The organism is Paenibacillus tengchongensis, from assembly GCF_008973665.1.
GTDB classification, from domain to species: domain Bacteria; phylum Bacillota; class Bacilli; order Paenibacillales; family Paenibacillaceae; genus Paenibacillus_AQ; species Paenibacillus_AQ tengchongensis.
The window spans coordinates 42,795-64,564 of record NZ_WACP01000019.1 but is presented as its reverse complement, the minus strand read 5'-3'; the positions used below and the strand labels follow the sequence as shown (position 1 = coordinate 64,564).

At 58.1% G+C, this 21,770-nt stretch carries 21 protein-coding genes; 5 read left to right on the top strand and 16 right to left on the bottom strand.

Features of this window, described 5'->3' with window-relative positions:
• Positions 1-45: 45 nt before the first annotated feature.
• From yhbY to F1381_RS28500, 12 genes are all read right to left on the bottom strand, one after another.
• A complete protein-coding gene (gene yhbY, locus F1381_RS25300; RefSeq protein ID WP_151737607.1) occupies positions 46-339 on the bottom strand; it encodes a ribosome assembly RNA-binding protein YhbY in 294 nt (97 codons plus the stop codon).
• Positions 340-398: 59 nt separating this feature from the next.
• A complete protein-coding gene (gene aroE, locus F1381_RS25295; protein WP_151737606.1) occupies positions 399-1,268 on the bottom strand; it encodes a shikimate dehydrogenase in 870 nt (289 codons plus the stop codon).
• Between the two features lie 17 nt (positions 1,269-1,285).
• On the bottom strand, positions 1,286-2,413 hold the full coding sequence (yqeH, locus tag F1381_RS25290) for a ribosome biogenesis GTPase YqeH (protein WP_151737605.1): 1,128 nt from the start codon (positions 2,411-2,413) through the stop codon (positions 1,286-1,288).
• Complete coding sequence (locus tag F1381_RS25285; RefSeq protein WP_151737604.1) at positions 2,410-2,937, bottom strand: YqeG family HAD IIIA-type phosphatase; 528 nt, start codon at positions 2,935-2,937, stop codon at positions 2,410-2,412. Before F1381_RS25285 ends, yqeH begins: the two co-directional genes overlap by 4 nt.
• A 63-nt stretch (positions 2,938-3,000) precedes the next feature.
• The gene (locus tag F1381_RS25280) at positions 3,001-5,235 is read right to left on the bottom strand and encodes a transglutaminase-like domain-containing protein (protein ID WP_151737603.1); all 2,235 of its coding nucleotides are present in this window, start codon (positions 5,233-5,235) and stop codon (positions 3,001-3,003) included.
• Entirely contained in the window at positions 5,232-6,482 is a 1,251-nt protein-coding gene (locus tag F1381_RS25275; RefSeq protein ID WP_187355565.1) for a DUF58 domain-containing protein, read from the bottom strand. Before F1381_RS25275 ends, F1381_RS25280 begins: the two co-directional genes overlap by 4 nt.
• A gap of 1 nt (position 6,483) precedes the next feature.
• Entirely contained in the window at positions 6,484-7,440 is a 957-nt protein-coding gene (locus F1381_RS25270; protein WP_151737602.1) for an AAA family ATPase, read from the bottom strand.
• Between the two features lie 668 nt (positions 7,441-8,108).
• Positions 8,109-9,623 (bottom strand): methyl-accepting chemotaxis protein, encoded by a 1,515-nt coding sequence (locus F1381_RS25265; RefSeq protein ID WP_187355564.1) that lies wholly within the window; start codon positions 9,621-9,623, stop codon positions 8,109-8,111.
• Between the two features lie 205 nt (positions 9,624-9,828).
• Positions 9,829-10,179 (bottom strand): stage V sporulation protein AE, encoded by a 351-nt coding sequence (gene spoVAE / locus F1381_RS25260; protein WP_151737600.1) that lies wholly within the window; start codon positions 10,177-10,179, stop codon positions 9,829-9,831.
• Positions 10,176-11,210, bottom strand: a complete 1,035-nt coding sequence (gene spoVAD, locus F1381_RS25255; RefSeq protein WP_151737599.1) for a stage V sporulation protein AD — start codon at positions 11,208-11,210, stop codon at positions 10,176-10,178. Before spoVAD ends, spoVAE begins: the two co-directional genes overlap by 4 nt.
• A gap of 3 nt (positions 11,211-11,213) precedes the next feature.
• Complete coding sequence (gene spoVAC / locus F1381_RS25250) at positions 11,214-11,711, bottom strand: stage V sporulation protein AC (RefSeq protein WP_425495297.1); 498 nt, start codon at positions 11,709-11,711, stop codon at positions 11,214-11,216.
• A gap of 137 nt (positions 11,712-11,848) precedes the next feature.
• Positions 11,849-12,019 (bottom strand): hypothetical protein, encoded by a 171-nt coding sequence (locus F1381_RS28500; RefSeq protein ID WP_187355563.1) that lies wholly within the window; start codon positions 12,017-12,019, stop codon positions 11,849-11,851.
• A 176-nt stretch (positions 12,020-12,195) separates the two neighbouring features.
• Between F1381_RS28500 and F1381_RS25245 the strand changes: the two genes are divergently transcribed.
• A complete protein-coding gene (locus tag F1381_RS25245; protein ID WP_151737598.1) occupies positions 12,196-13,269 on the top strand; it encodes a M42 family metallopeptidase in 1,074 nt (357 codons plus the stop codon).
• Between the two features lie 150 nt (positions 13,270-13,419).
• On the opposite strand, the gene F1381_RS25240 is transcribed toward F1381_RS25245, so the two are convergent.
• From F1381_RS25240 to F1381_RS25230, 3 genes are read right to left on the bottom strand one after another with little or no spacing between them, the layout of a single operon-like run.
• Positions 13,420-14,490 (bottom strand): ABC transporter permease, encoded by a 1,071-nt coding sequence (locus tag F1381_RS25240; protein ID WP_151737597.1) that lies wholly within the window; start codon positions 14,488-14,490, stop codon positions 13,420-13,422.
• Positions 14,487-15,464, bottom strand: a complete 978-nt coding sequence (locus F1381_RS25235; protein WP_151737596.1) for an ABC transporter ATP-binding protein — start codon at positions 15,462-15,464, stop codon at positions 14,487-14,489. Before F1381_RS25235 ends, F1381_RS25240 begins: the two co-directional genes overlap by 4 nt.
• Before the next feature lie 5 nt (positions 15,465-15,469).
• On the bottom strand, positions 15,470-16,645 hold the full coding sequence (locus F1381_RS25230) for a COG1470 family protein (protein WP_246188199.1): 1,176 nt from the start codon (positions 16,643-16,645) through the stop codon (positions 15,470-15,472).
• A gap of 202 nt (positions 16,646-16,847) precedes the next feature.
• Between F1381_RS25230 and F1381_RS25225 the strand changes: the two genes are divergently transcribed.
• The 4 genes from F1381_RS25225 to F1381_RS25210 all read left to right on the top strand — a co-directional run bounded on the left by F1381_RS25225 (position 16,848) and on the right by F1381_RS25210 (position 20,277).
• Positions 16,848-17,432: an RNA polymerase sigma factor gene (locus F1381_RS25225; protein ID WP_246188198.1), complete on the top strand. Its 585-nt coding sequence runs from the start codon at positions 16,848-16,850 to the stop codon at positions 17,430-17,432.
• Entirely contained in the window at positions 17,410-18,246 is an 837-nt protein-coding gene (locus F1381_RS25220) for an anti-sigma factor (RefSeq protein ID WP_151737594.1), read from the top strand. The genes F1381_RS25225 and F1381_RS25220 overlap by 23 nt, the downstream gene beginning before the upstream one ends.
• Before the next feature lie 203 nt (positions 18,247-18,449).
• Positions 18,450-19,652: an MFS transporter gene (locus F1381_RS25215; protein WP_187355570.1), complete on the top strand. Its 1,203-nt coding sequence runs from the start codon at positions 18,450-18,452 to the stop codon at positions 19,650-19,652.
• Positions 19,645-20,277 (top strand): TetR/AcrR family transcriptional regulator, encoded by a 633-nt coding sequence (locus F1381_RS25210; RefSeq protein ID WP_151737592.1) that lies wholly within the window; start codon positions 19,645-19,647, stop codon positions 20,275-20,277. Before F1381_RS25215 ends, F1381_RS25210 begins: the two co-directional genes overlap by 8 nt.
• Before the next feature lie 110 nt (positions 20,278-20,387).
• Here the strand turns inward: F1381_RS25210 and F1381_RS25205 are convergent, their stop codons facing one another.
• Positions 20,388-21,734, bottom strand: a complete 1,347-nt coding sequence (locus tag F1381_RS25205) for a GH1 family beta-glucosidase (protein ID WP_151737591.1) — start codon at positions 21,732-21,734, stop codon at positions 20,388-20,390.
• Positions 21,735-21,770 lie beyond the last annotated feature (36 nt).

Genomic DNA, 21,770 nt, shown 5'->3' with positions numbered 1-21,770 from the left:
GAGTTACCCCCTCCGCTGTTCCTGCGTGTTATCGGCCAGAGCGCCTTATTTCGGCAGCTCGATCGTCTTGTTGTCGCGCGACTCCTTGTACAGAATAATGGTCTTGCCAATGACCTGTACCAGCTCCGAGCCGGATTGCTCTGCGAGCTCCGCTCCGATGGCCTTCGGATCGTCGGCGTTGTTATTCAGCACACTGATTTTCATCAGCTCGCGTTTCTCGATCGCCTCTTCAATATGGCGGATCAGATGTTCATTGACGCCGCCTTTGCCCACCTGAAACACGGGATCCAGATGATGGGCGAGCGAACGGAGGTAGCGTTTTTGTTTTCCAGTTAACATAAATCAACAAGCTCCTTAATTTACAAATATTATTACCCTAAAGCGGCTAATCCATTGCTTTAGCCGAGACTTTCCACTACGGTACGGCGCATCGTCTCCACGGGAGCGGTAAGTCCGGTCCAGTATTCCAACGCATACGCACCCTGGTAAACAAACATTCCCAAGCCGCCGTGAATCCGGCAGCCGAGCTCTTGCGCTTCGGTCAGCAGCCGGGTGTACAGCGGGTTATAGATCAAATCACTGATAATTTGTCCCGGCTTTAGCAGCGCGGGATCGAGCGGCAAGCCGTCCGGGTGGGGATACATGCCAACCGAGGTTGTATTGATAACGATATCTGCAGCGGCAACCGCCTCCCCGATGTCGTCCATGGCGATGCCGCTGACATTGCCGCCGTTGCGGCACGCCTCCGCCAGCTCCTCCGCCTTGTCTGGCGTGCGGTTGGCGATGAAGATTCTCTCCGGCCGTTCCTGCAGCAGGGCGGTCACGATACCCCTGGCCGCCCCTCCGGCCCCCAGCACAACGATGCGCGCGCCGCTTATATCCGGCGCAGCTTCCGCTTTCAGGGAACGGACATACCCGATGCCGTCCGTGTTGTACCCGGTCAGCACTCCCTTGTCGTTGACAATGGTGTTGACTGCGCCGACACTAAGGGCACTGGCGTCCAGGCGGTCCAGGTAAGGCATTACCGCTACTTTGTGCGGGATGGTGACATTGACGCCGCGAAAGCCCAGCGTGCGGATCGCCTGCACCGCATCCCCGAGGCGCTCCGGCGCGATATGCAGCGGAACGTATGCGCCGGAGATGTTCAGGGCCCGGAGTGCCGCCGTGTGCATGGCCGGCGATTTCGACTGGGCGATGGGATCGCCCATGACGCCCAGCAGAAGCTCGCCGCCCGTGCCGTTTACATTCTGGTAAGTGTTGGTCAGCATGGCCCCCTCCTTCCGTCTCAGATCATGGACGGACGGGCCAGCACCTTGACGCCGCGCGGCACATGCACCGCGACAACGGCCCCGCTGTCGCCGTTCACCTTGATCCAGCCGAGGCCGGAGATGAACACATCGGTGCCGCCGCCCCGTTTAATCCGCAATTCATGGCGCTGCCAGGACGGCAGCTTGTCCTTGTCTTCCGCACTCGGCGGAGACAGCAGGCCGCCGAGATGCTCCTCTACGAGAGAATCCGCCCGTTCCAGCTTCGTACGGTGGATCTTCAGCGTCCCGCTGATATAGCAGGTGAAGGATTGCCGCTCCCCTTGAATGAAATCAAAGCGGCCCAATCCGCCGAAGAACAGCGTCTGCCCCTCGTTCAGCTGATATACCGCCGGCTTCAACGGATTCTCCGGCATGACGGCGCCAAGATCGCGCCGCTCCACCAGCTCGCTGTAACGCCACGGGTAGACGATTCCCGGTGTATCGATAATAAAATGCCCGTCGTCGAGCGGGATCTTGACCATATCCAGCGTCGTTCCCGGATAACGGGAGGTGGTCAGTTCCTCCGTAAGATCGCTGTAATCGGAGATCAGCCGGTTGATCAGCGTGGACTTACCGACATTGGTCGCCCCGACCACGTAAACATCCCGCTGCCCGCGCAGCCCGCTTACCGTATCGAGCAGCCGCTCAAAGCCCTGGTTGCGCTTGGCGCTGACCAGCACAATCTCAGCAGTGCGCAGTCCTTCCTCCTTGCAGCGCTGCTGCATCCAGTTGCGCAGCTTGTTCCAGTTGGTTACCTTCGGCAGCAGATCGCATTTGTTGACAGCCAGAATCACCGGGTTGTTGCCGACAAAGCGCTGCAGTCCGGAGATCATGCTGCCCTCCAGATCAAACAGGTCCACAATATGGATGACCAGCGCATTCTTCCCGCCGATGCCGCCGAGCAGCTTCAGGAACTCATCCTGATCGACCGAGACCGAAGAAGCCTCGTTGTAGTTCTTAATCCGGAAGCAGCGCTGGCAGATTACCGGCTCCCGGTTAAGGGCAGCTTCCGGGAGATAGCCCGGGAGCTCCTTATCCTCTGTCTGGAGCTTGATGCCGCAACCGCTGCACTTTACGGGCCGCTGCTTGTCAAGTTGTTCACTCATGGGGTTTTGTCCTCCTCTTGCCACAATCCTTGCTTGCGAAGCCGCGTCAGCGCAATCCGCTCGATGCGGCGGTTAATTCTTGTTCCGATTCCTTCATCCGCTGCCGATATCGGCAGTACCAGCACCGTATACAGACCCAGACGGTTACCGCCGTATACGTCGGTCAGCATCTGGTCACCCACCACCACCGTCTCCTGCGGCTTAAGCTCCATCAGCTTCATCGCCTTCAGAAACGGCGTATTGCTTGGCTTACGGGCCTGGTGCACAAATTCGATGTTCAACGGCGTTGCGAACTTGGACACCCGGTCCATGTTGTTGTTAGAAACAATAACCAGCTTGAAGCCCAGCTCCTTCACCTTGGCGAACCAGAGCAGCAGCTCGGGAGTGGCCAGCGGGGCCTTCGCGCCCACCAGCGTATTGTCCAGATCAGTAATGATGCCGCGGTATCCCTCTGCATACAGCTCGTCCAGAGCGATATCGAATACCGTATTGACCCGCAGTTTCGGGACCAGCTTTTCAAACAATGAACGTTCACCTCTTTTTTCTGCGAAAAACTATACCATACGCTTGCCGGGCACACCAAGCGCTCATTTCCGCACCCGCAAGCTTCGCTTCAGCTGCAAAGCTTCAGTATACACGCTATGCCAATCTTTGTCTTCAATAATCTCAGGACTGTAGCGGGCCTGCTCGAATATCCGCAGCAGTGCCGTAAGACTCGCCGCCGCCGCCGGGCGTTCCCGGCTCCATCGGTCCACGGATTCCCGCAGCGTTTCATGCTCTTCTTTAAGCATGCCCTTTCTGCGTACATACCTTACCCAGCGCTCTGTCTCCGCTATAACTTTTTGCAGCGGAGTGAGCGGCCGGCCATTGCGCAGCCGGCGGAACAGGAACCGTATCGCGTGGCGGTTCTGCCAGAGCATATAACCGGTCCACAGCAGCAGGACGGCGCCTGCGGCAATCACCGCCCAAACGCCAACGTGCATGCCCCCGTCCGTCGTCCCGTTGTCAGCACGCGCTTGCTCCGGCAGCGTCTCTTCCTCTTCCGGCTCCTCCGTCTCCTCGGCGAGCGGCTCTTCGCTCTGCGTCAGCAGCGGCACATTGAAGCCTGGCGTCGCCTCGATCGGAATCCAGCCGTAATCACCGAAATATACTTCCGCCCAGGAATGCGCGTCGGCGTTGGTAATCGTATAGTTGTTGTTGACGAAGCCCTGCTGGACGAGATTATCCGGCAGCTCAGCCTGCTCGCCCGGCGCGTAGCCCTTGACCCAGCGGGCCGGAATATCCAGCGAACGGGCCATGGTCACCAGTGCGGTTGAGTAGTAATCGCAATATCCCTCCATAATTTCGAAGAGGAACCGCTCCACGAGATCCTTGCTCTTGCCCTTCGAGATATCCGGCTGATTGGAATAGGGGAAGGTCTGCTGCAAATATTGCTGCAGGAGAGCGATTTTCTCATACGGATTCTCCGCTTCGGAAGTGACCTCCAGCGCCAGCGCCTTCACACGTTCCGGAAAATCATTGGGGAGCTGGAGATACTGCTCCAAATCCCTATCTTCATATAACTGGTCATAGGTTTGCTGGCTCAGCTCCTGAACCGGTACAACCGGAACCTCCGAGGCAACAACATAGGTCATCGGATACGTCCGGTTCCGCTCGTCCGCATCCCACAGCAGTTCGCTGTCCCTGGTTCTCCAGCCCAGTGCGGGACTGGTCTCCTCACCGTCCACCGATACAACGTTCGTTATGGAGTACGCGCCGAACAGCACGGGATAATCATTGTTTCCGAGCAGCTTGACCGTCTGCTGCAGCTCCCGTGTCTGCGCTTTAGGGGCTGGGCTGCGCTCCAGCGTCTCCCCTGCTTGCACATTGGTGTACGGTCCGCGTGTTACGGTATTATCGTCGCTCCAGCCGTTTCCAGAGTATTCGATCCGGGTTTCGCCCCGCATATAAGTGCGTAAATCTGAAGTAACCGTCATCACGGGCGAGTAATCAAAGTTGAACCCGCCGCCGAGGTTACTGTCGTCCGTGCTGTATCCCGAAGCGGTCCGCGCCGTTGAAAGCGTGCCTGTGCCGGTATCCGACACATTCCCTGCCGTGCTGATGTTGCCGGGAATACCGGAGCCGTTCCATTCACGCCATGCCGTATACGGATCGGTCAGTGTCGGCCGCACCGCGGGCATATTAACACCGGTAATGATGACAAGAGAGAAGATGATGGCAACATTGACACCGATTTTAAAAGGATACTTCAACAGATGGCCCCAGCCGCGCGGGTAATGCAGCTGGAAATTGCGCAAATGGCGGATGACCAGCCAGCCCATGGCTGCAGCGACCGCCCAGGCGACTTCCTGCCACAAGATCGCAGGCGTAAAGGAGTCCAGCGCGGCAAAGGCGACAATGTTGGTCGCGGTAAACATCAGAATCCGCGCTTTCGTGGTTACCCACCAGGTGCCCAGCAGGAATACGGCAGCAGCCCCCAGCGCAAACCACAGATAAGGGACCATGTGCGCTGCTATATACGGAAGCCGGTCGCGCAGCGTAGTTAGCCACGGATCAGGTACATACACTCCGTAGTGAAGAACCGTGCGGTACACCAGCAGCACTGCGGCAACGGCTTCCAGCATCAGCCGGTAGCCCCAGCGCAGCGGAACAATAATTTCAATGACGGCAACGGCCAGCAGGGTATAGAGAACGGAAGCGGTGGTCACTTTCAGCCAATAAGGCTCCGTATAGGATATCCATTGCAGGGCGAATATCATCAGGAACAGGATACTGAACGCCCGGTACCACGACGATTTCAGGTGATCGATCCAGCCTCTCATCGGAATCCTTCACCTCCGACCACCGCAGGCAGCTCCTGCAGCGAATGCACGCTGTATCCCGAAATGCCCCGCTGCCTGAGCGCGTCAAGCCATTCCCCGCCGCGCAGCGCCGAACCGGGATGCCGCACATAAATCTGTGACGGTGTCATGCCCAGGCTTTCTGCCCAGCGCAGCGCATCGAGTGCGGGCTGGCCGCTCTGCGGACTGATTAGCACAAAATAACAGCCCTTGGGGAACATCCGGCTGCTCTGCTCCAGCCGTGCTGCAAGCGGCCCCCGGCCCTCCGTGTTGAGGTCGACGAGGTACTGGACCATCCGCTTGCGCTCCGCCTCGCCCTCGGCCGGCTGGAAGACCGTGGTGTTCTTGCCCAGACAGCACAGTCCGATGCCGATCCGCTCGCGGATGCCGTAACCCAGCAGTGAGGCTGCGACGGAGACGGCAAGCTCAAACTGCGAGGAACCCGAATACGCATTAGCGCTGCCATCCAGCACAAGCATGGTTTTGGGTATGGACTCCTGCTCGAATTCCTTCGACTTCCACTCGCCTGTCTTGGCGGTCGCATTCCAGTGGATCCGTGTCAGCCGGTCGCCATATACATAATCCCGGACGCCGTTGATCTGCGTTGTCTCCCTGCGGGAATGCATCAAGGCCGCCTGCGGTCCGGCGAGCCGGGATCTCCGGTCGTACAGCAGCCAGCGGGGAATAGGCACTGTCCGGGGAAGCACCCGGAACTGGCCCTCCGCCAGGAAAGTCCCCTTATGCTCCATCAGCCCGAAAATATCCTCGCTGAGTATATCCGTGTCTGCAAAGGTGTAACGCCCGCGCTCCAGCGATGGCGTACGGAAATGGAGTTCACCCTGGCCTTTGAAGCTTGGTACAATGCTCTCTTCAAACACCCAGGATTCGCCGTTATGGCGCTTCAGCACTTCACGGACCACTACGTATGGCAGGGGCAGCAGTCCGGGAATGGTTACCTTCAGCTTGACGGCAAGATGGCCCCCGGCCTGAAGCAGATCAGGCTTCTCCGCATCGGCGGACAGCTGCCGCTGGCCTTTGGCTTTACGGACTCCGAAGGTTCCGGATACGACTAAATAAATCAGCAGTACCGATACCATAATAAACAGCATAAGTGAGGTTTTGCCGCCCTGAAACAGCACATAGAGCAGCGTAATGCCCCAGATGACCAGAATGCCGGCGAATTTACCCGGCTGAATGACAGCGGCTGCTCCGGTCCATAAATTTTTCATGTTATTGCCTCATCGCCACTGGCACTTGAATCGTCTGCAGCAGCTTCTGCAGCAGGGCATCTACGCTGACATTATCCAGACGGGTCTCCGGCCGCAGCAGAATGCGGTGGCCCAGCGCGAAGGGGGTCAGCGTCTTCACATCATCCGGCAGCACGTAATCGCGCTCCTTCAAGAAAGCGTATGCCTTACACGCCATCATGAACGACAGGGAAGCCCGCGGGCTTGCGCCCAGCAGCACCAGCGGATTCTCGCGCGTGGCCCGCACGATGGACAGCAAATAATTCAGGACGGGATCGCTGATGTAGACATCGCGGATCTCCTCCTGGATTGCCGCAATCCGCTCCATGCTGGTCACCGCGTCAAGCTTGTCCACCGGCTGGCCTTCCTGGTGGCTGAGCAGCAGGCTCTTCTCCGTATCCGCATCCGGATAACCCAGACTGATCCGCAGCATGAAACGGTCAAGCTGAGCCTCGGGCAGCGTGTACGTGCCTTCAAAATCGATCGGGTTCTGCGTTGCGCACAGCATAAACGGGTGGGGCAGCGGATACGTCTCGCCGTCCACCGTCACGTTGCGTTCCTCCATGACTTCAAGAAGCGCAGACTGTGTCTTGGTGGTGGCCCGGTTAATCTCGTCGGCCAGCAGAATGTTGGTCATTACCGGACCCGGCCGGAAATGAAACATCTCATCACGCGGATGATATACGGAGACACCGGTAATATCGCTGGGCAGAATGTCGGGATTACACTGGATCCGGCGGTAATCGCCGGACATGGACCGCGACAGCGCGCGGATCAGCTGGGTTTTGCCCGTGCCCGGAACATCCTCGATCAGAACATGGCCTCCGGCCAGCAAGGCCGTAAGCAGCAATTCTATTTCAAACTTTTTGCCTAGTATGCAGGATTCCAAATTAGTGCGGACAGCGTTCATAATTTGCGTTGATTCTTGACGTACGGGCATATGATGTAAACCTCCTATGTCAGAATAAGCGTATTATTTACATTTTACATGATATGGGGGGCCAAAGTACATGTTTGCCGCCGCCTTGAAAATTCGGAAGAAATCACAAAAGATACCCCACAAAGTGGTGATTAGCGCCGATGCGGATTCAGGTACTTTGCGGGGACCCCGGAAAACTGACTCACAAAGTGAAGATTATGCGCCGGAGCGGATTCAGGTACTTTGCGGGCCCCCCCGGTAAAGCCGGCCCCAAACTGTAAAAGCCCCACAAACGTGGGGCTTAGCTGCTGACCGGAATATCATGCGCTATAGGCCGTCCGTTCCGGTAATTATTTATTAAGGCACTCTGCCGCCAACGGACTCAGGCGCTCTTATTGTTCATTTTCTCACCAGTCTGGACAGCGTAACGGACACCAGTGCTCTTATTACTCCTCATCTGCCTGCTCTGGCGCCGATGCAGCGGAAATAACTGCATCTTGTGTCCGTTAGCTGCGGTAATCCGTCTATATCGCTGGGATAAGGGCTGTACAGTCCGTAAGCATATAAGCCCGGGATGCTTATGACATTCCGTTCGCTGGCCGGTCCGGCGGCCCGCCGGCCAAGGTGATATGGGCTAGGCGCATCCCCCGGTCCAGAGGCCGTCTATGAAATAATCAACCGCAGCCGCGTTATTTTTTGCCCCCGTCGACCCCGTTGGCTCCGTCGGCTCCGTTGCCGCTATTCTCCCCGACCAGTTCATTCAGACCTACGATCAGGTTTTCCAGTTCCATAAAGCTCTCCACCAGATGGAGGGTAATCGCACGCTGCTCCTCGACGCCCGCCAGAATCTCCTCGGTAGCGGCGCTGGACTGCTGAGTAACACTGGAGAATTCGGTGATCTCGGTGACCACTTTCTCCGAGAACCGCTTCATTTCCTCCGAGCTTTGTTCAATTTCGCCCGCCTGGTTGAGTACATTATGCGTGTTGCTCTGGATCGCCTGAAACACCTGCTCGGTGCTGAGCATCGAAGTGCTGCCTTCCACCAGCAGCTCCCGGCTGTGCTCGAACAATCCGAGCAGTTCCCCGGTTTGGCGCTGCAGCGCCGCGATCACTCCGCTGATCTCGTCCGCAGTCTGTCCGGAGCTCTCGGCAAGCTTGCGCACTTCGCCGGCTACCACCGCAAACCCCCGGCCATGCTCGCCTGCACGTGCCGCTTCAATTGACGCATTCAGCGCCAGCAGATTGGTTTGTCTGGAGATTTGCATAATGCCGTCCAGCATATCGTGTATATTTTGTCCCCGGTCCGCAAACTCCTGCATTTGGGCTGTGGTTTGCTCCATGACCTGCTGCAGCTGTGAGAACTGGCCGGTGAGCACTGCGACCTGGCCGCTCCCCTGCTCGCTGACCGCAGCCGTCTCGCCGGAGAGCCGTTTCATTTCCTGCGAATAGCCGGCCACGTCGCGGATATGCCGGTCAGAGACAGAGATCGCTTCCGTAATCTCGGAGATGCTCCCGGCCTGGTACTCAATCCCCTTGGACACTTCCTGGAATCCAATCGCCACCTCGTTGGTAATGGCTCCGGCCATCTCTACCTCTACCTTGAAGTTCCCCGTAAATTTATAAAGGCCGTCTACCGCCGACTTTACGCGGTCCAGCATGAATTCAATTTTGCTTCCGGCTGCTTCCACCGCTTCCCGCTGCGCCTCACTGTGCCGGATCAGCTTCTGGTTCAGGTAGGCGACTACGATCAGAACGCCGCTGATCAGCAGATAAACGCCGAATTCGTTCATATAAGCCATCAGCTTATCCTCAGAGGTAGCGAACTCACCGGTCACACTCAGCTGCACCAGAAGATTCAACGTGCTTAAGCCGGCGGCAACGGCGAAATATTTATACTCCGGGTAGAATAACAGCACTGAACATAACAAAAGAACAACCAGCGCATTCACTTCATAAATGGTCAAATATACACCGAGCAGTGTAAGCAGACCGGTAAAAATCCAGGGAATGACCAGTACCCCTTTGCGCTTCATGTTACAGTACGTTACCGCTGCAGCCATCAGAACAGCCGGAACGTTGGATACCCACAGATTGGGAAGCTGGAAGGCCAGCACCACTGCCACAGCGCAGACTATCCAAAAAGCGCCAATAATAATTTTGTTTCTGGTCCAAAAAAGCTCAATCTTACGCTGATTGTTCAACATCCTGCACATCCTCCGCCATATTTTGCATGAATCTAAGAATATATCGTCAAGTTTCGACTTTTTTTTAACATTTGGCCGAATGTTATCCCCATTACAGCTCTTAACAATGTAAATAACCCCACAAAGTGGGGCTTCGGCTTGAACTGTTCTATTAAAAAGACCGCCGGCAGGCGGTCCTTGCACACTATATACGCTTCAGCTTCCTTCAGCCCTTCGGGCGGACAACCAGCGCTGCCAGAAAGGAGAAAACAATCGCCGAGGATATCCCAGCACTGGTTACGTCAAATATACCTGTAACCACGCCGACCCAGCCATCCCGCTCCAGTTCGGTCAGCGCCCCGTGCACCAGGGAGTTGCCGAAGCTTGTAATCGGTACGCTCGCCCCGGCGCCGGCGAATTTCACCAGCGGATCGTAAAGGCCGAACGCATCCGCCACGGCTCCCGTCACTACAAGGGTGCTCATCGTATGCGCCGGCGTCAGCTTTAACACATCCATCAGCAGCTGGCCGATTACGCAGATCGCCCCGCCGATCAGAAAAGCCCACAAATAAATCATCCTTCTTCACCTCCGCTCTCCAGCGCTACAGCGTGCGCAACGCAGGGAATGCTTTCGCCCTGCTGATAAGACAGCGGCGAGAGCAGTGCGCCGGTAGCCACAATCAGCACGCGCTTCAGTTCTCCCTTGCGCATCCGCTTCAGCAGATGCCCGTAAGTCACGGTTGCCGAACAGCCGCAGCCGCTTCCGCCTGCGATGACATATTTCTGCTTGTCCATATCGTAAATCAGCAGACCGCAGTCATTGAAGGTCGTCTGCTCCATCGGGATGCCTTCCTTGGCCAAAAGCTCCTTGGCAATCGGCAGGCCGACGGATGCCAGGTCCCCGGTGACGATCAGATCGTAATATCCCGGCGAAAGACCGGTATCACGGAAATGGGCGGTGATCGTATCGGCTGCAGCCGGCGCCATCGCCGCGCCCATATTGAACGGGTCTGTCAAGCCGAGGTCCATGATCCGGCCGATGGTCGCCGACACCACATGGATGCCGCCCGGGCTGCCGTCATTGCGGCCGATCACGGCGCAGCCGGAGCCGGTAATCGTATACTGGGCGGTCGGCGGCTTCTGAGAGCCATACTCCGTCGGATAGCGGAATTGCTTCTCGACGGTACAGTTGTGGCTTGAGGTGCCGGCCAGCGCATATTTCCCGCCCCCGGAATCAATAATCATGGAAGCGATGGCAAGGCTCTCCATCGAGGTAGAACAGGCGCCGAACACCCCGAGATAAGGTACGGAGAGCTTTCGAGCTGCGAAAGAGCTGCTGATGATCTGGTTCATCAAATCACCGCCGACAAAAAACTCCAGCTGGTCTTGCTCCAGCTTGGCGTTCATAATTGCCAGCTTGGCCGCCTTCTCAAACAGGGCGCGCTCCGCCTTCTCCCAGGTTTTCTCGCCCATTTTCAGGGAATCATAGATAAAATCGAAATCCGAAGCAAGCGGGCCTTCGCCCTCTTCGGGGCCAACGACGGCGGAAGCGCCGACGATTACGGGACGGGTGGTATAAAGCCAGGTCTGGCTGCCGAGCTGTTCCATCGTTTAGTGCGAACCTCCCCAGCCCATAATGGCATAGACTATGCCGACCACAAAGGCCGCCACGACACCAAACACAATTACGGAGCCGGCGAGCTTGAACATATTCGCGCCAACGCCGAGCACAAGCCCTTCGGCACGGTGCTCCAGCGCAGCCGAGCACATGCTGTTGGCAAAGCCAGTTACGGGTACTGCGGTTCCGGCCCCGCACCATTGGGCCAGCTTATCATAGACCCCGAAGCTGGTCAGTATGACCGACAGCAGAATCAATACGGCGACCGTAGGGCTGGCGGCCTCACGGGAGGTCATCCCGAAGATGGCCATAAAGGCCTCCTGGATGCCTTGTCCGAGTACACAGATCAGTCCGCCGGAGAGAAAAGCACGGACGCAGTTCTTGAATACGGGACGGGAGGGTACGTACGGCTTGGACAATTTTTCATAGTCCTGGGGGGTCATTGTGTCTAAACGGAGCTTGACACCGGAAGTTTTCGTTTTGGCCGGCAAAGGGGACACCTCCTGGAATGATGGCGGGGACAAGTCCGGATGCCAGGCACCCGGACATCTCCTCCGGTTTTCTTTTGCTTTCGCGAAAACTTTTCCTTATTGTTCGCCGGATGCCGCTCCGTTATGACACCAGGCGCTCAGGAAAAATACAACAGCACTACAACCAGCAGCAAGAACAGGATCATAATGAGCACTGCCTCGCTCGGCGGACCATACCGGCGGGGAATAGTCCGCCGCAGCCGGACAGCCTGCACCCTGCCGGCGAAGCCTTGTCCGGGAGAGCCGGCCCGGCTTCCTGCACCTTTCATAAGCGTTCGCTTCCTTTCCGCGGCTCTTTGCCTGCAGAGCCTCCGCATTTATCTTATTCGCGGAGGCGGTGCCCGGTGTTCCTTCCCCCATAGCGTGGACAATTCCGTCCGCAATGTTCATACTGGATAAGATGAACTTTAGCTTATAGTTAAAGAACAGCAAAGGAGAGATCGACATGAATCAGGAAACCCTCGATATGTTTAAAACACTCACCGAATTCCCGGCTGCGCCCGGCTTCGAGCGCGAGCTTCGCGCCTACGTCAAGGAGCAGCTGGCCCCTTATACCGATGAATTCGTGCAGGACCGCCTCGGCAGCCTGTTCGGCGTGCTGCGCGGCGAAGCCAACGGCCCTAAGATCATGGTCGCCGGGCATTTCGACGAAGTCGGCTTTATGGTTACCGGCATCACGGATAACGGCATGATCCGCTTCACCCCGCTAGGCGGCTGGCTGGCGGCGGCGGTGGCCTCGCAGCGGCTGCAGATTTTTACGCCGCAGGGTGCGATCAACGGCGTTGTCGGCAGTGTGCCGGTCCATCTGGTCAGCCCCGAGGACCGCAACAAACCGGGCGATATCGCCAAGATGTACATCGATATCGGAGCCGACAGCCGCGAGGAAGCGCTGAGCTTCGGCGTTAAGCCGGGGCAGCAGATTCTTCCGGTCTGCCCGTTCACCCCGCTCGCCAATCCGAAAAAGATTATGGCGAAGGCCTGGGACAACCGTTACGGCGTCGGTCTGGCCATCGAGCTGGTGAAGGAGCTTGCGGGCAAACCGCTGCCGAACACGGTATACGCTGGAGCCACCGTCCAGGAAGAGGTCGGTCTGCGCGGTGCGCGCACGTCGGCCAATCTGCTGCAGCCTGACATCTTCTTCGGACTGGACGCCAGCGCCGCAGCCGACATGACCGGCGACCGCCAGGCGTTCGGGCAGCTGGGCCAGGGCGCGCTGCTGCGTATTTTCGATCCGACGATGATTACCCACCGCGGACTGATCGAATATGTGCAGGATACGGCCGATACCCACAAGATCAAGTACCAGTACTTCGTCTCCCAGGGCGGCACTGACGCCGGCCAGGTGCATGTCAGCGGCATCGGCGTGCCGTCGGCTGTTATCGGCATCTGTTCCCGCTATATCCATACCGCGACCTCCATCATCCACAGCGATGACATCGACGCGGCCAAGGAGCTGCTGGTGAAGCTGGTCGAAGGGCTCGACCGCACCACGCTGCAGACGATTCTCGAGCACAGTTAAGCGGGAAGTTTCTCATCCCTATAGACAGTCCGATCTAGTTCTGCAATGAAATGAGCCGGGCGGCGATTCCCCGTTACTTGGAGGAATCGCTGCCCGGCTTTTTGGGTGCACAGCGGCTGGTTTCTTATATGGATTAGAGAAGGCTGGCGGTTAATTGCGCGAACGGATCTCCTGGCGCATGAACAGGTAATAGGAAATGCCGAAGCATACCATAGTTTCGGCAAGCAGGCCTGTCAGCTGCGGCCAAATCAGGAGTACGCTCTGCCCCAGCGGCAAGGGTGCCGAGATTGCACCCACCAGCTGATCCATCGTCAACGGACCCAGCGAACGGATCCCGGGCGACAGCATGGTGGTAATTGTCTCCGAGAATAATTCGGTCGGCGACAAACGGTTCAGCGCCAGTATGAAATGCGCATGGCGCAGCTGCTTGCTGAGTGCGGCGGTCTCCGGGACCGCAGTGGCGCTGGCAATCAGGTTAATGATCATGCTGTAGAACAGCGTCAGGAACAGCCAGGCGGCAATACCGGACAATGCCGAGGTTGCTGCCTGGCGGAAACGGATGGAGAACAGGATCGACAGATTCAACCAGAACCCGATATACACGACGGCAATGATCAGGAAGAACAGAATCCGCCAGAATTCCTCCGGTGTCGGCGGATAGCCGATGGTAAGCAGCCCGAGGCCGGTTACCAGAAATCCCAGCGCAAACACGACAACCGCAATCAGGATCAGCGAAGCCGTAAATTTGGCCTTCAGGAAATCGTCACGGTAGATCGGCTGGGACATCAATCGTCCAAGCGTCCCCTTGTTGCGCTCCGAATTGACGGCATCGAAGCCAAGTGCTATGCCGATTAAGGGTCCAAGCCACGACAGGAACGTAGTGAAGGTCGGAATCGAGAGGCTGCCGCTGCTACTGGTGAACATCTTCAGGAACAGGAAGCTGCCTCCGGTCCCCTGCCCCGTTCCGCTATCGCGGATCGAGGTGATCGCGGAATAAACCGAGCCGATACAAGCCAGCACAATAATGCCGATCAGGATGGTGAACCGCCAGCTGCGGATATGGTCGCCGAGCTCCTTCTGCACCATTACCCAGAAAGCCGAGCTACCGCTCCGTTCAGGAAGATCGCGGGCTCCGGACGGAGCGGCCCCCCGGCGCAGCAGACTGTTCAACCTTTGCCGGATTTGGGTCAGCAGCTCAAGACTCTGTGCTTTTGCATTCATGCCCCCTCCTCCTTCTTCTCAAAGTAGCGGTGATAGATTTCATCCAGCCCCGGCTCCTTGCGCCGGATATAATGTAGCTCCGCACCGGCGGTAATCACCTCGGAGGCGATGGCAGAGGTCAGATTGCGGTCGCACTCCAGAGTTGCCAATATGCTTCCTGGCGGCGCATTCTCCCCCTTCCATTCTCCCGTATTCAGCCCGAGCACTCCCTCCAGCGCCAGCAGCCGGTCTGCAAGCTCAGGTGTCCACGGCTGGGCGGCCAGCTCCACCTCTGCGTGCAGCTCCTGGTTCAGCTCTCTGGAAAGGTTGGCGATATCGCCGCAGGCAATCAGCTTCCCCTGCACAAACAGCCCGACCCTGTCGCAGATCTGCTGCACCTGCTGCAGCTGATGGGACGAGAGCAGCACGGTGATCCCCTCGTTGCGGCTAAGATCCGAGATCAGCGCCAGCAGCTCTCTGACCCCTTCCGGGTCGATGCCGAGCGTCGGCTCGTCCAGAATGATGACCTCCGGGTTCTTGATCAGCACATCGGCCAGGCCCAGGCGCTGGCGCATCCCCCGGGAATAGGTGCCTACCTTGGCTTTGCCGCTGGCCGCAAGCCCCACCTTCTCCAGCAGCGCCTCGGCGCTGTGCCGGGCTTCGGCCGGCGCAATGCCGTTCAGACGGGCGGTATACATCAGGTTATCCAGGCCGGTGCGGTCCTCGTAGAAGCCGATGTCATCCGGCATGTAGCCGACACGCCGCTTCACCTGCAGCGCCGACCGGGCAGGATCGAAGCCGCAGATGAGCGCACTGCCGGAAGTGCGTTCCGTCAGGCCCAGCATCATCAGGATGGTGGTGGTCTTGCCGGCGCCGTTCGGCCCGAGCAGGCCGAAGACTTCGCCCTTGGCGATGCTGAGGCTGAGGCCGTTGACAGCCGTAAAACCGCCGTATTGCTTGGTCAGGCCGTCCAGTTCGATTACGCTCTCCGCCATACGATTCACCGTCTTCCGAATCTGCGGAACAGGTAGTAGATGCCGCCCACCACAGCGGCGATGATCAGCACCCCGATCCAGCCCCACAGTACAGAGGTCTTAACGGCAACGCGCAGGTCGGCCGAGGCCGATTTCGACGGCGACGAGGCACTCAAGCTTACCGCGTAATCCCCCGGGAGCGAATTGTCGCTCGACTTGATCACCGCCTGTGCCGTTGCAGACGCACCGGGCTCCACCGAACGGATGCTCGACGGCTCAAAGGAGACCTCCCAGCCGGTAGGCGTTCCCGATGAGCTAAGGCTGATGTCTTCCAGGGCTGCGCTGCCCGTGTTGGTAACCACCAGGTCAATGCGCCGTTCGCCGCCTGCCTTAATGTCGGTGCTGAGCAGGTTATCCGAGGTGCTGAGCTGGATGCCGTAGGTGCCGGAAACCACCGCTTCAAGTTCGGTATCGGTGCTGGCAGTGGATGTCGAAGCGGTCACCGGGATTTTGTAGGTACCCGCCTTTACCTGCTCCGGGGGCTGGGCTTCGATGCTGATCGTCTTCTGCGCGCCCGCTTCAAGCTCGACGGATGTTACGCTGTTCCCGTCGGCTTTGAAGCGCACGTCCCAGCCGGCCTCCGCCTGCGCAGACAGCGCGTAGGACTGCGTCTGTGCCGTACGGTTGCTCAGCACCGCGCTGTATGTAAAGGTTGTATCGGAATGGCCCAGCATGTTGGCCTGGTCTACGGTGAGCTCGGTCTTGAAGGTCCCCTGTTCCGAGACGTTGACCTTCAGCGCCAGTGTATCGTGTCCCGATGCTGCAACAGCAAACGAATAGCTGCCCTTGTCAATTTCGAGCGGGACCTCCAACTGCAGCGAGACGCTCTGCGACTCCCCGGCCTTAACGGCGAGCTGCTGCACCTGGCGTCCGCCGGCGGTCAGCTCATAATCCCAAGCGTTCCCTCCCGTTTGAAAGGATAACCCCACATGGGCCGTGGAGCTTCCGTGGTTGATGACATCGATCGGGTAAGTGATGGACTCGCCCGGCGCTGCCGACAGCTCAAGATACGGGGTATACAGCTCGACGGCTCCGGCAGCGGCGGCCTTCGGCAGACCGAGACCGGAACCGGAAGCCAGGGCAAGCAGCGCAATGAGGAGCATTGCCAGCGGCTTGCGGAATGTGGTGCGCATGAAACGCATAACGAATTCCTCCTTCATGATTTATCCGACAAAGATACGCACGGGAAGGCGGTATGGATTTACGGTCAAAAATAAATTTTTGCACATCTTTAAAAAATCGTCCGCAAGTGGTACAAAAAAAGAAGAGGCTTCTCCCGGCATCAATTTTTGACTTGAAAGAAACGGAGGCGGCGGAACACCTATGGAATCCTGCAATGAAAGGATGGCAGACTTACTCGTCCTGATGTGCGAAGGCTCCACGGATGCCTTTGACGAGTTCTATGCCTGCTATGCTCCGTATGTACTGCAGATTGCTTACCGACAGACGCAGGACCGGATGGAGGCGGAGGACATCTGCCATGATATCTTCCTTGAGGTGCTGCGGCGGGGCAGGACGTATGATCCGCAGCGCGGCTCGCTCAAGGCCTGGCTTGCGGTAATGACCCGCAGCCGCTGCATTGACAGGCAGCGCCGCAAGTCGCGGGCGGAGCCGCTGGCCGACCCCGATATTCTGCGGCAAGATGAATCGGTGACCGGCCAGGAGGAAGCCGTGCTCCACAAGGTGCAAAGCGAGGCGCTCGGTTCGGCGCTGCAGTGTCTTCCGGCCAACCAGAGAAAGGCGATTCTCGGCTCCTACTACGCGGCGCACACCCATCAGGAGCTGGCCGATTCCTGGAGTGTCCCGCTGGGAACCGTCAAATCATGGATCAAATACGGTATAGCCAATATGCGAAGGCAGCTCATTAAGCAGGGCTGGATCGACCAGCCGGAAGGAGGGGAGCCGCATGAACCGGCCCGAAAACGGTAGCACCAGGCAGTCCAGTGCGCAACACTACAGCGAAGAAGAGTGGATTGACTGGATTGAAGGCCAGACCGCCGGCAGCAGACAGGAACGGATGCGCCGGCATTTGGAGCAGTGCCCGTCGTGCACGGAGACGGTGCGTATCTGGCGGCCGTTGCTGGCCCCGCCCGCACCGGAGCCGGACAACCGTAGGGCTGCCGCCGTTGCCGCAGAGGCCCTTGAGGCCGGCAGCGCCGGACCGGCGGCAGACCCGGCCATCCTTCTGCCGCGGGATGCGGTCAGAAGGAGCATCCGGCGGCGTGTCCGTTACACCTACTGGCGGCGGCATTTGAAGAACCGCCAGGCCTATTACCGCGGCGGTGCGGCGGCTCTGGTCCTGTGCGGTGCACTGTTATTTCTGCTGCGCGGCTTGTACAGCCCGGCAGACGGCAGGGCCGAGCGCACGCGTTATATCAACAGCTACGAGCCGCAGGCTCTTGCTGTCATGAACCGTCCCGAGACGGTGTCCTACAGGCTGGATCAGGCCAGCCGTGACCAGTTCTCCGGCAATGTCTGGTACAACGGCGATTCGGGAGAGCTGTTCGTGCTGATTGACGATGTCGCCCTCGGCGATCAGCGCTCGCTGCAGGCATGGCTGGTCAATAACGGCCGCCGCGATGCGCTGGGCCTGCTGCAGATCGAAGCCGCCAAAGGCCATCTGTACATCAAGGACCGCCAGCTCGGCGATGCGGAGAATTTCGCGCTGACCGTCGAGCCGGCCGGCGGCAGCGAGCGCCCCACCTCCCCGGATGCCGTCTGGCTGCCGCTGCCGAAGCCGTAACGCTGCCATATAGCATCAGAGCATCCGCCGCTATAATATGCAAACAAACCGGCAGGCCGGGTCAAGGAGTAATGCCTCCGACCCGGCCTGCTCATGTCCTCCTTTCCGCAAGGGCGGCCATGTAATAACTTGTTGCTTCTCATGTCGTTATTGTTTACACTATGTAATTAGTTACACAGTGTAAATAAGGAGAGAACTGCATGATTCATTCAAAAAATCGTTCTATTCAGTACCCGCTCTTCATCCTCATGCTCAATATGTTTATTGCCCTGCTGGGTCAGGGCATGGTCATCCCCATCCTCCCGGATTATCTCAAGCAATTTGACGTGGCCGGCACGGCAGCCGGTTATCTGGTCGCCGCGTTCGGCGCTGCCCAGTTTATCTTCTCGCCGGTCGGCGGCCAGCTCTCGGACCGCTGGGGGCGCAAGAAGCTGATCGTCGCCGGTCTTTTTCTGACTGTTATCTCCGACCTTCTCTTCGCCGCTTCGCACAGCCTGCCCCTGCTCTATTTCGCCCGGTTCGTCGGCGGCATGGGCGTGGGCCTCATGGTCCCCGCCAATATGGCTTATGTCGCAGACATCACCACGCAAGAGACGCGGGCCAAAGGCATGGGCTACCTGGGTGCCGCCATGAACCTGGGCATGGTGCTGGGCCCCGGACTGGGCGGGATGATCGCCGGATTCGGTCTGAGGGTACCGTATTATTTTGCCGCGGGACTGAGCCTGGCCGCTACACTCCTGACCCTGTTCCTCCCGGAGACACTGCAGACCGAGCACCGGACCGTCCGCGGTCAAACGAAGCAAAGACAGCCGCTCCTCAAACCGCTGATCGATTCCTTCCGGACCCCTTACTTCCGCTACCTCCTGCTGATTCTCGTAATGACGTTCGGGCTGGTCAATTACGAGACGGTATACGCTCTCTTCGTTGAACGCAAATACGGGCTGGACGCCGGCAAAATCTCTCTCATCATCACACTCGGGGCCGTAATCGGCATCATTGTCCAGGTCTGGCTGCTCGATAAGTTCATCAAACGATTCGGCGAGAAGACGCTGATCCGCATGTCACTGATCATGACCGCCCTCGCGCTCCTGCTGATGCTGATCCGCGTCAACCTGGGTTATCTGCTCGTTGTATCTGCCCTCTTCTTTGCATTCAATGCGTTCCTGCGGCCTACCGTAAGCACTTTGATCGCGAATGCAGCCGGAAACCGCCAGGGCTACGCCTCCGGTTTGAGCACTACCTACACCAGCCTGGGCAATATTCTTGGTCCGGTGATCGCCGGGGTCCTGTTTGACAAACAAGTTCATTCGCCCTATATTTTTGGTGCATTCATTTTGATGATCGCCCTAAGCCTGACGGTGAACATCCCCCATTCCCATAAAGAACGGAACGCTGCCCATGACTGAGAACTGGCACCAGAATTTGAAGAGCCGGAACCGCGGGGAACTGATCTCCGCCGCCAAAGAGCTGTGCATGAAACAGAGCTTCCTCAACGTCAATATCAAAGAGGTGTGCGGACTGGCCGGAGTCAGCCGGGTCACCTTCTATAAGCATTTTCAGTCCATGGATGAGCTGGTTCTGGAGGTGCAGATGGAGCTGCTGGAGAACATGACGGAAGCAGTGCAATCGGCGGCAGACACGGCCGGGAGCGGCCGGGACAAGCTGCTGGCGATGCTGAAGGCCTGGACAGAGTACGCCCGGCTGCATCCCGAGTACATCAAATTCATCCTGCTGTTTGACCTTCATTACGAAGCTTACCGTACCAAGCCGGAGCTGAGTGAACGGTACGATGCTTTCGTCAGCGGCAACAAAGAGCACCATTTCCTGACCGGAGTGATTGAAGCCGGTGTAGCCGACGGGTCTCTGAAAACTGAGCTGGAGGCGCCCGGGACGGCCCGGTTTATTTTTACCGCCATGATGGGGATGCTGCAGAAGTTCAGCCTGACCCCGCTGGCCCCGGAAGAGCCGGTGATCCAGGAGCGGTTTGTGCAGATGCTGCTAGAGCATCTGAGTGCAGGCGGTGCGGAGTAAGCTTTTATAGGGCAAAAAAAGGTGCACCAGATGCAAAAAAGCCTCCAAGCTGCTGCTTGGAGGCTTCCTGACGTTCCGTTGGTGGTGCCGGTATAGGTGCGGCTGGCACTTTACCCGATCTCGATACCGCCGCGCGCAATGACATCCTGATACCAGTAGTAGCTGTCTTTTGGCGTCCGGGCCAGCGTCTTGTAGTCCACATGAATCAGCCCGAACCGCATGGAGTAGCCATAGGCCCATTCGAAGTTGTCCATCAGCGACCAGGAAAAATACCCCTTAACCGGAATGCCCGACAAGATGGCACGGTCCAGCTGAATCAGATGCTTGTGGATATAGTCAATCCGCTTCTGGTCTGCTACGGCCCCCGCCTCCGGCTCATCGTTGTAGCAGGCCCCGTTCTCAGTGATATAGACCGGAATATCCCCGTACAGCCCGCGGATGCGGTTTAGGACATTATAGAAGCCCTGCGGATAAATCGGCCAGCCGATATCGGTGTGCTCGTAGCCCACATCAACCGTGCGGATTTGCATCAAGCCGCCGTTGTCATCGAAGCGCGCCACCGAACCGTTGTAATAATTAAGCCCCAACATGTCGATCCGCTCGCTGATCAGCTCCATGTCACCGTTCTCGATATGCAGCTCCGCCCCCGCCTGTTTGAACCATTCCACCAGAAAAGCAGGGTATTCGCCCTTGAACACCGGGTCCATGAACCATTCAATGAACCAGCCGTTCTGCCGCTCGCATGCTGCCCTATCTTCGGCCCGGTTGCTGTAAGGCTCCATCCAGGTCGCATTGGGCGCATAGCCGATCAGCCCCTCGGCTCCAAGTTCACGGAAGGCCCGCACCGCCCGCCCATGGGCTACCAGCAGGTGATGCGCCACGTTGACTGCTGTCTGCAGATCCTTGTCCCCCGGCGCATGCTCACCGTAATAGTGGGACAGGAAGGATGCGCACCAGGGCTCGTTGATCGTGTACCAGTGCTTGATTTTGCCGCCGTACTCCCGGAATAAGGTCTCGCTGTAGCGGGCGAACGCATCGATCGTCTCCCGGCTGCGCCAGCCGCCCCGCTCTTCGAGCGCCTGCGGCAGATCCCAGTGGTACAGCGTGCAGACCGGCTCGATGCCGTTCTCGATCAGCGTATCCACAAAATCGTGATAATACTGGATTCCGCGCGGATTCACCTCTCCGGTGCCTTGCGGATAAATACGCGGCCAGGCGATGGAGAAACGGTACGCTTTAATGCCCAGCTCCTTCATCAGGGCAATATCCTCCCGGTAGCGGTGGTAGCTGTCACAGGCCGTATCCCCGTTGTCGCCGTTCCATACTTTGCCGGGAACCCGTGCAAAGGTGTCCCAGATGGACAGGCCCCGTCCGTCCTCCTCATAGGCGCCTTCAATTTGATAAGCAGCGGTAGCTGCGCCCCAAACAAAATCGCGGGGAAAAGTAATCGTATTCATCCGGCAGTTGACCCCCTGTTAGTTCTGTTAGCATAA

Excerpts from the sequence above, each read along its gene's own strand:
- yhbY (WP_151737607.1), bottom strand. The coding sequence starts at position 339 with ATGTTAACTGGAAAACAAAAACGCTACCTCCGTTCGCTCGCCCATCAT.
- aroE (WP_151737606.1), bottom strand. The coding sequence starts at position 1,268 with ATGCTGACCAACACTTACCAGAATGTAAACGGCACGGGCGGCGAGCTT.
- yqeH (WP_151737605.1), bottom strand. The coding sequence starts at position 2,413 with ATGAGTGAACAACTTGACAAGCAGCGGCCCGTAAAGTGCAGCGGTTGC.
- F1381_RS25280 (WP_151737603.1), bottom strand. The coding sequence starts at position 5,235 with ATGAGAGGCTGGATCGATCACCTGAAATCGTCGTGGTACCGGGCGTTC.
- F1381_RS25275 (WP_187355565.1), bottom strand. The coding sequence starts at position 6,482 with ATGAAAAATTTATGGACCGGAGCAGCCGCTGTCATTCAGCCGGGTAAA.
- F1381_RS25270 (WP_151737602.1), bottom strand. The coding sequence starts at position 7,440 with ATGCCCGTACGTCAAGAATCAACGCAAATTATGAACGCTGTCCGCACT.
- F1381_RS25265 (WP_187355564.1), bottom strand. The coding sequence starts at position 9,623 with ATGTTGAACAATCAGCGTAAGATTGAGCTTTTTTGGACCAGAAACAAA.
- spoVAE (WP_151737600.1), bottom strand. The coding sequence starts at position 10,179 with ATGATTTATTTGTGGGCTTTTCTGATCGGCGGGGCGATCTGCGTAATC.
- spoVAD (WP_151737599.1), bottom strand. The coding sequence starts at position 11,210 with ATGGAACAGCTCGGCAGCCAGACCTGGCTTTATACCACCCGTCCCGTA.
- F1381_RS28500 (WP_187355563.1), bottom strand. The coding sequence starts at position 12,019 with ATGAAAGGTGCAGGAAGCCGGGCCGGCTCTCCCGGACAAGGCTTCGCC.
- F1381_RS25245 (WP_151737598.1), top strand. The coding sequence starts at position 12,196 with ATGAATCAGGAAACCCTCGATATGTTTAAAACACTCACCGAATTCCCG.
- F1381_RS25240 (WP_151737597.1), bottom strand. The coding sequence starts at position 14,490 with ATGAATGCAAAAGCACAGAGTCTTGAGCTGCTGACCCAAATCCGGCAA.
- F1381_RS25235 (WP_151737596.1), bottom strand. The coding sequence starts at position 15,464 with ATGGCGGAGAGCGTAATCGAACTGGACGGCCTGACCAAGCAATACGGC.
- F1381_RS25230 (WP_246188199.1), bottom strand. The coding sequence starts at position 16,645 with ATGCGTTTCATGCGCACCACATTCCGCAAGCCGCTGGCAATGCTCCTC.
- F1381_RS25225 (WP_246188198.1), top strand. The coding sequence starts at position 16,848 with ATGGCAGACTTACTCGTCCTGATGTGCGAAGGCTCCACGGATGCCTTT.
- F1381_RS25220 (WP_151737594.1), top strand. The coding sequence starts at position 17,410 with ATGAACCGGCCCGAAAACGGTAGCACCAGGCAGTCCAGTGCGCAACAC.
- F1381_RS25210 (WP_151737592.1), top strand. The coding sequence starts at position 19,645 with ATGACTGAGAACTGGCACCAGAATTTGAAGAGCCGGAACCGCGGGGAA.
- F1381_RS25205 (WP_151737591.1), bottom strand. The coding sequence starts at position 21,734 with ATGAATACGATTACTTTTCCCCGCGATTTTGTTTGGGGCGCAGCTACC.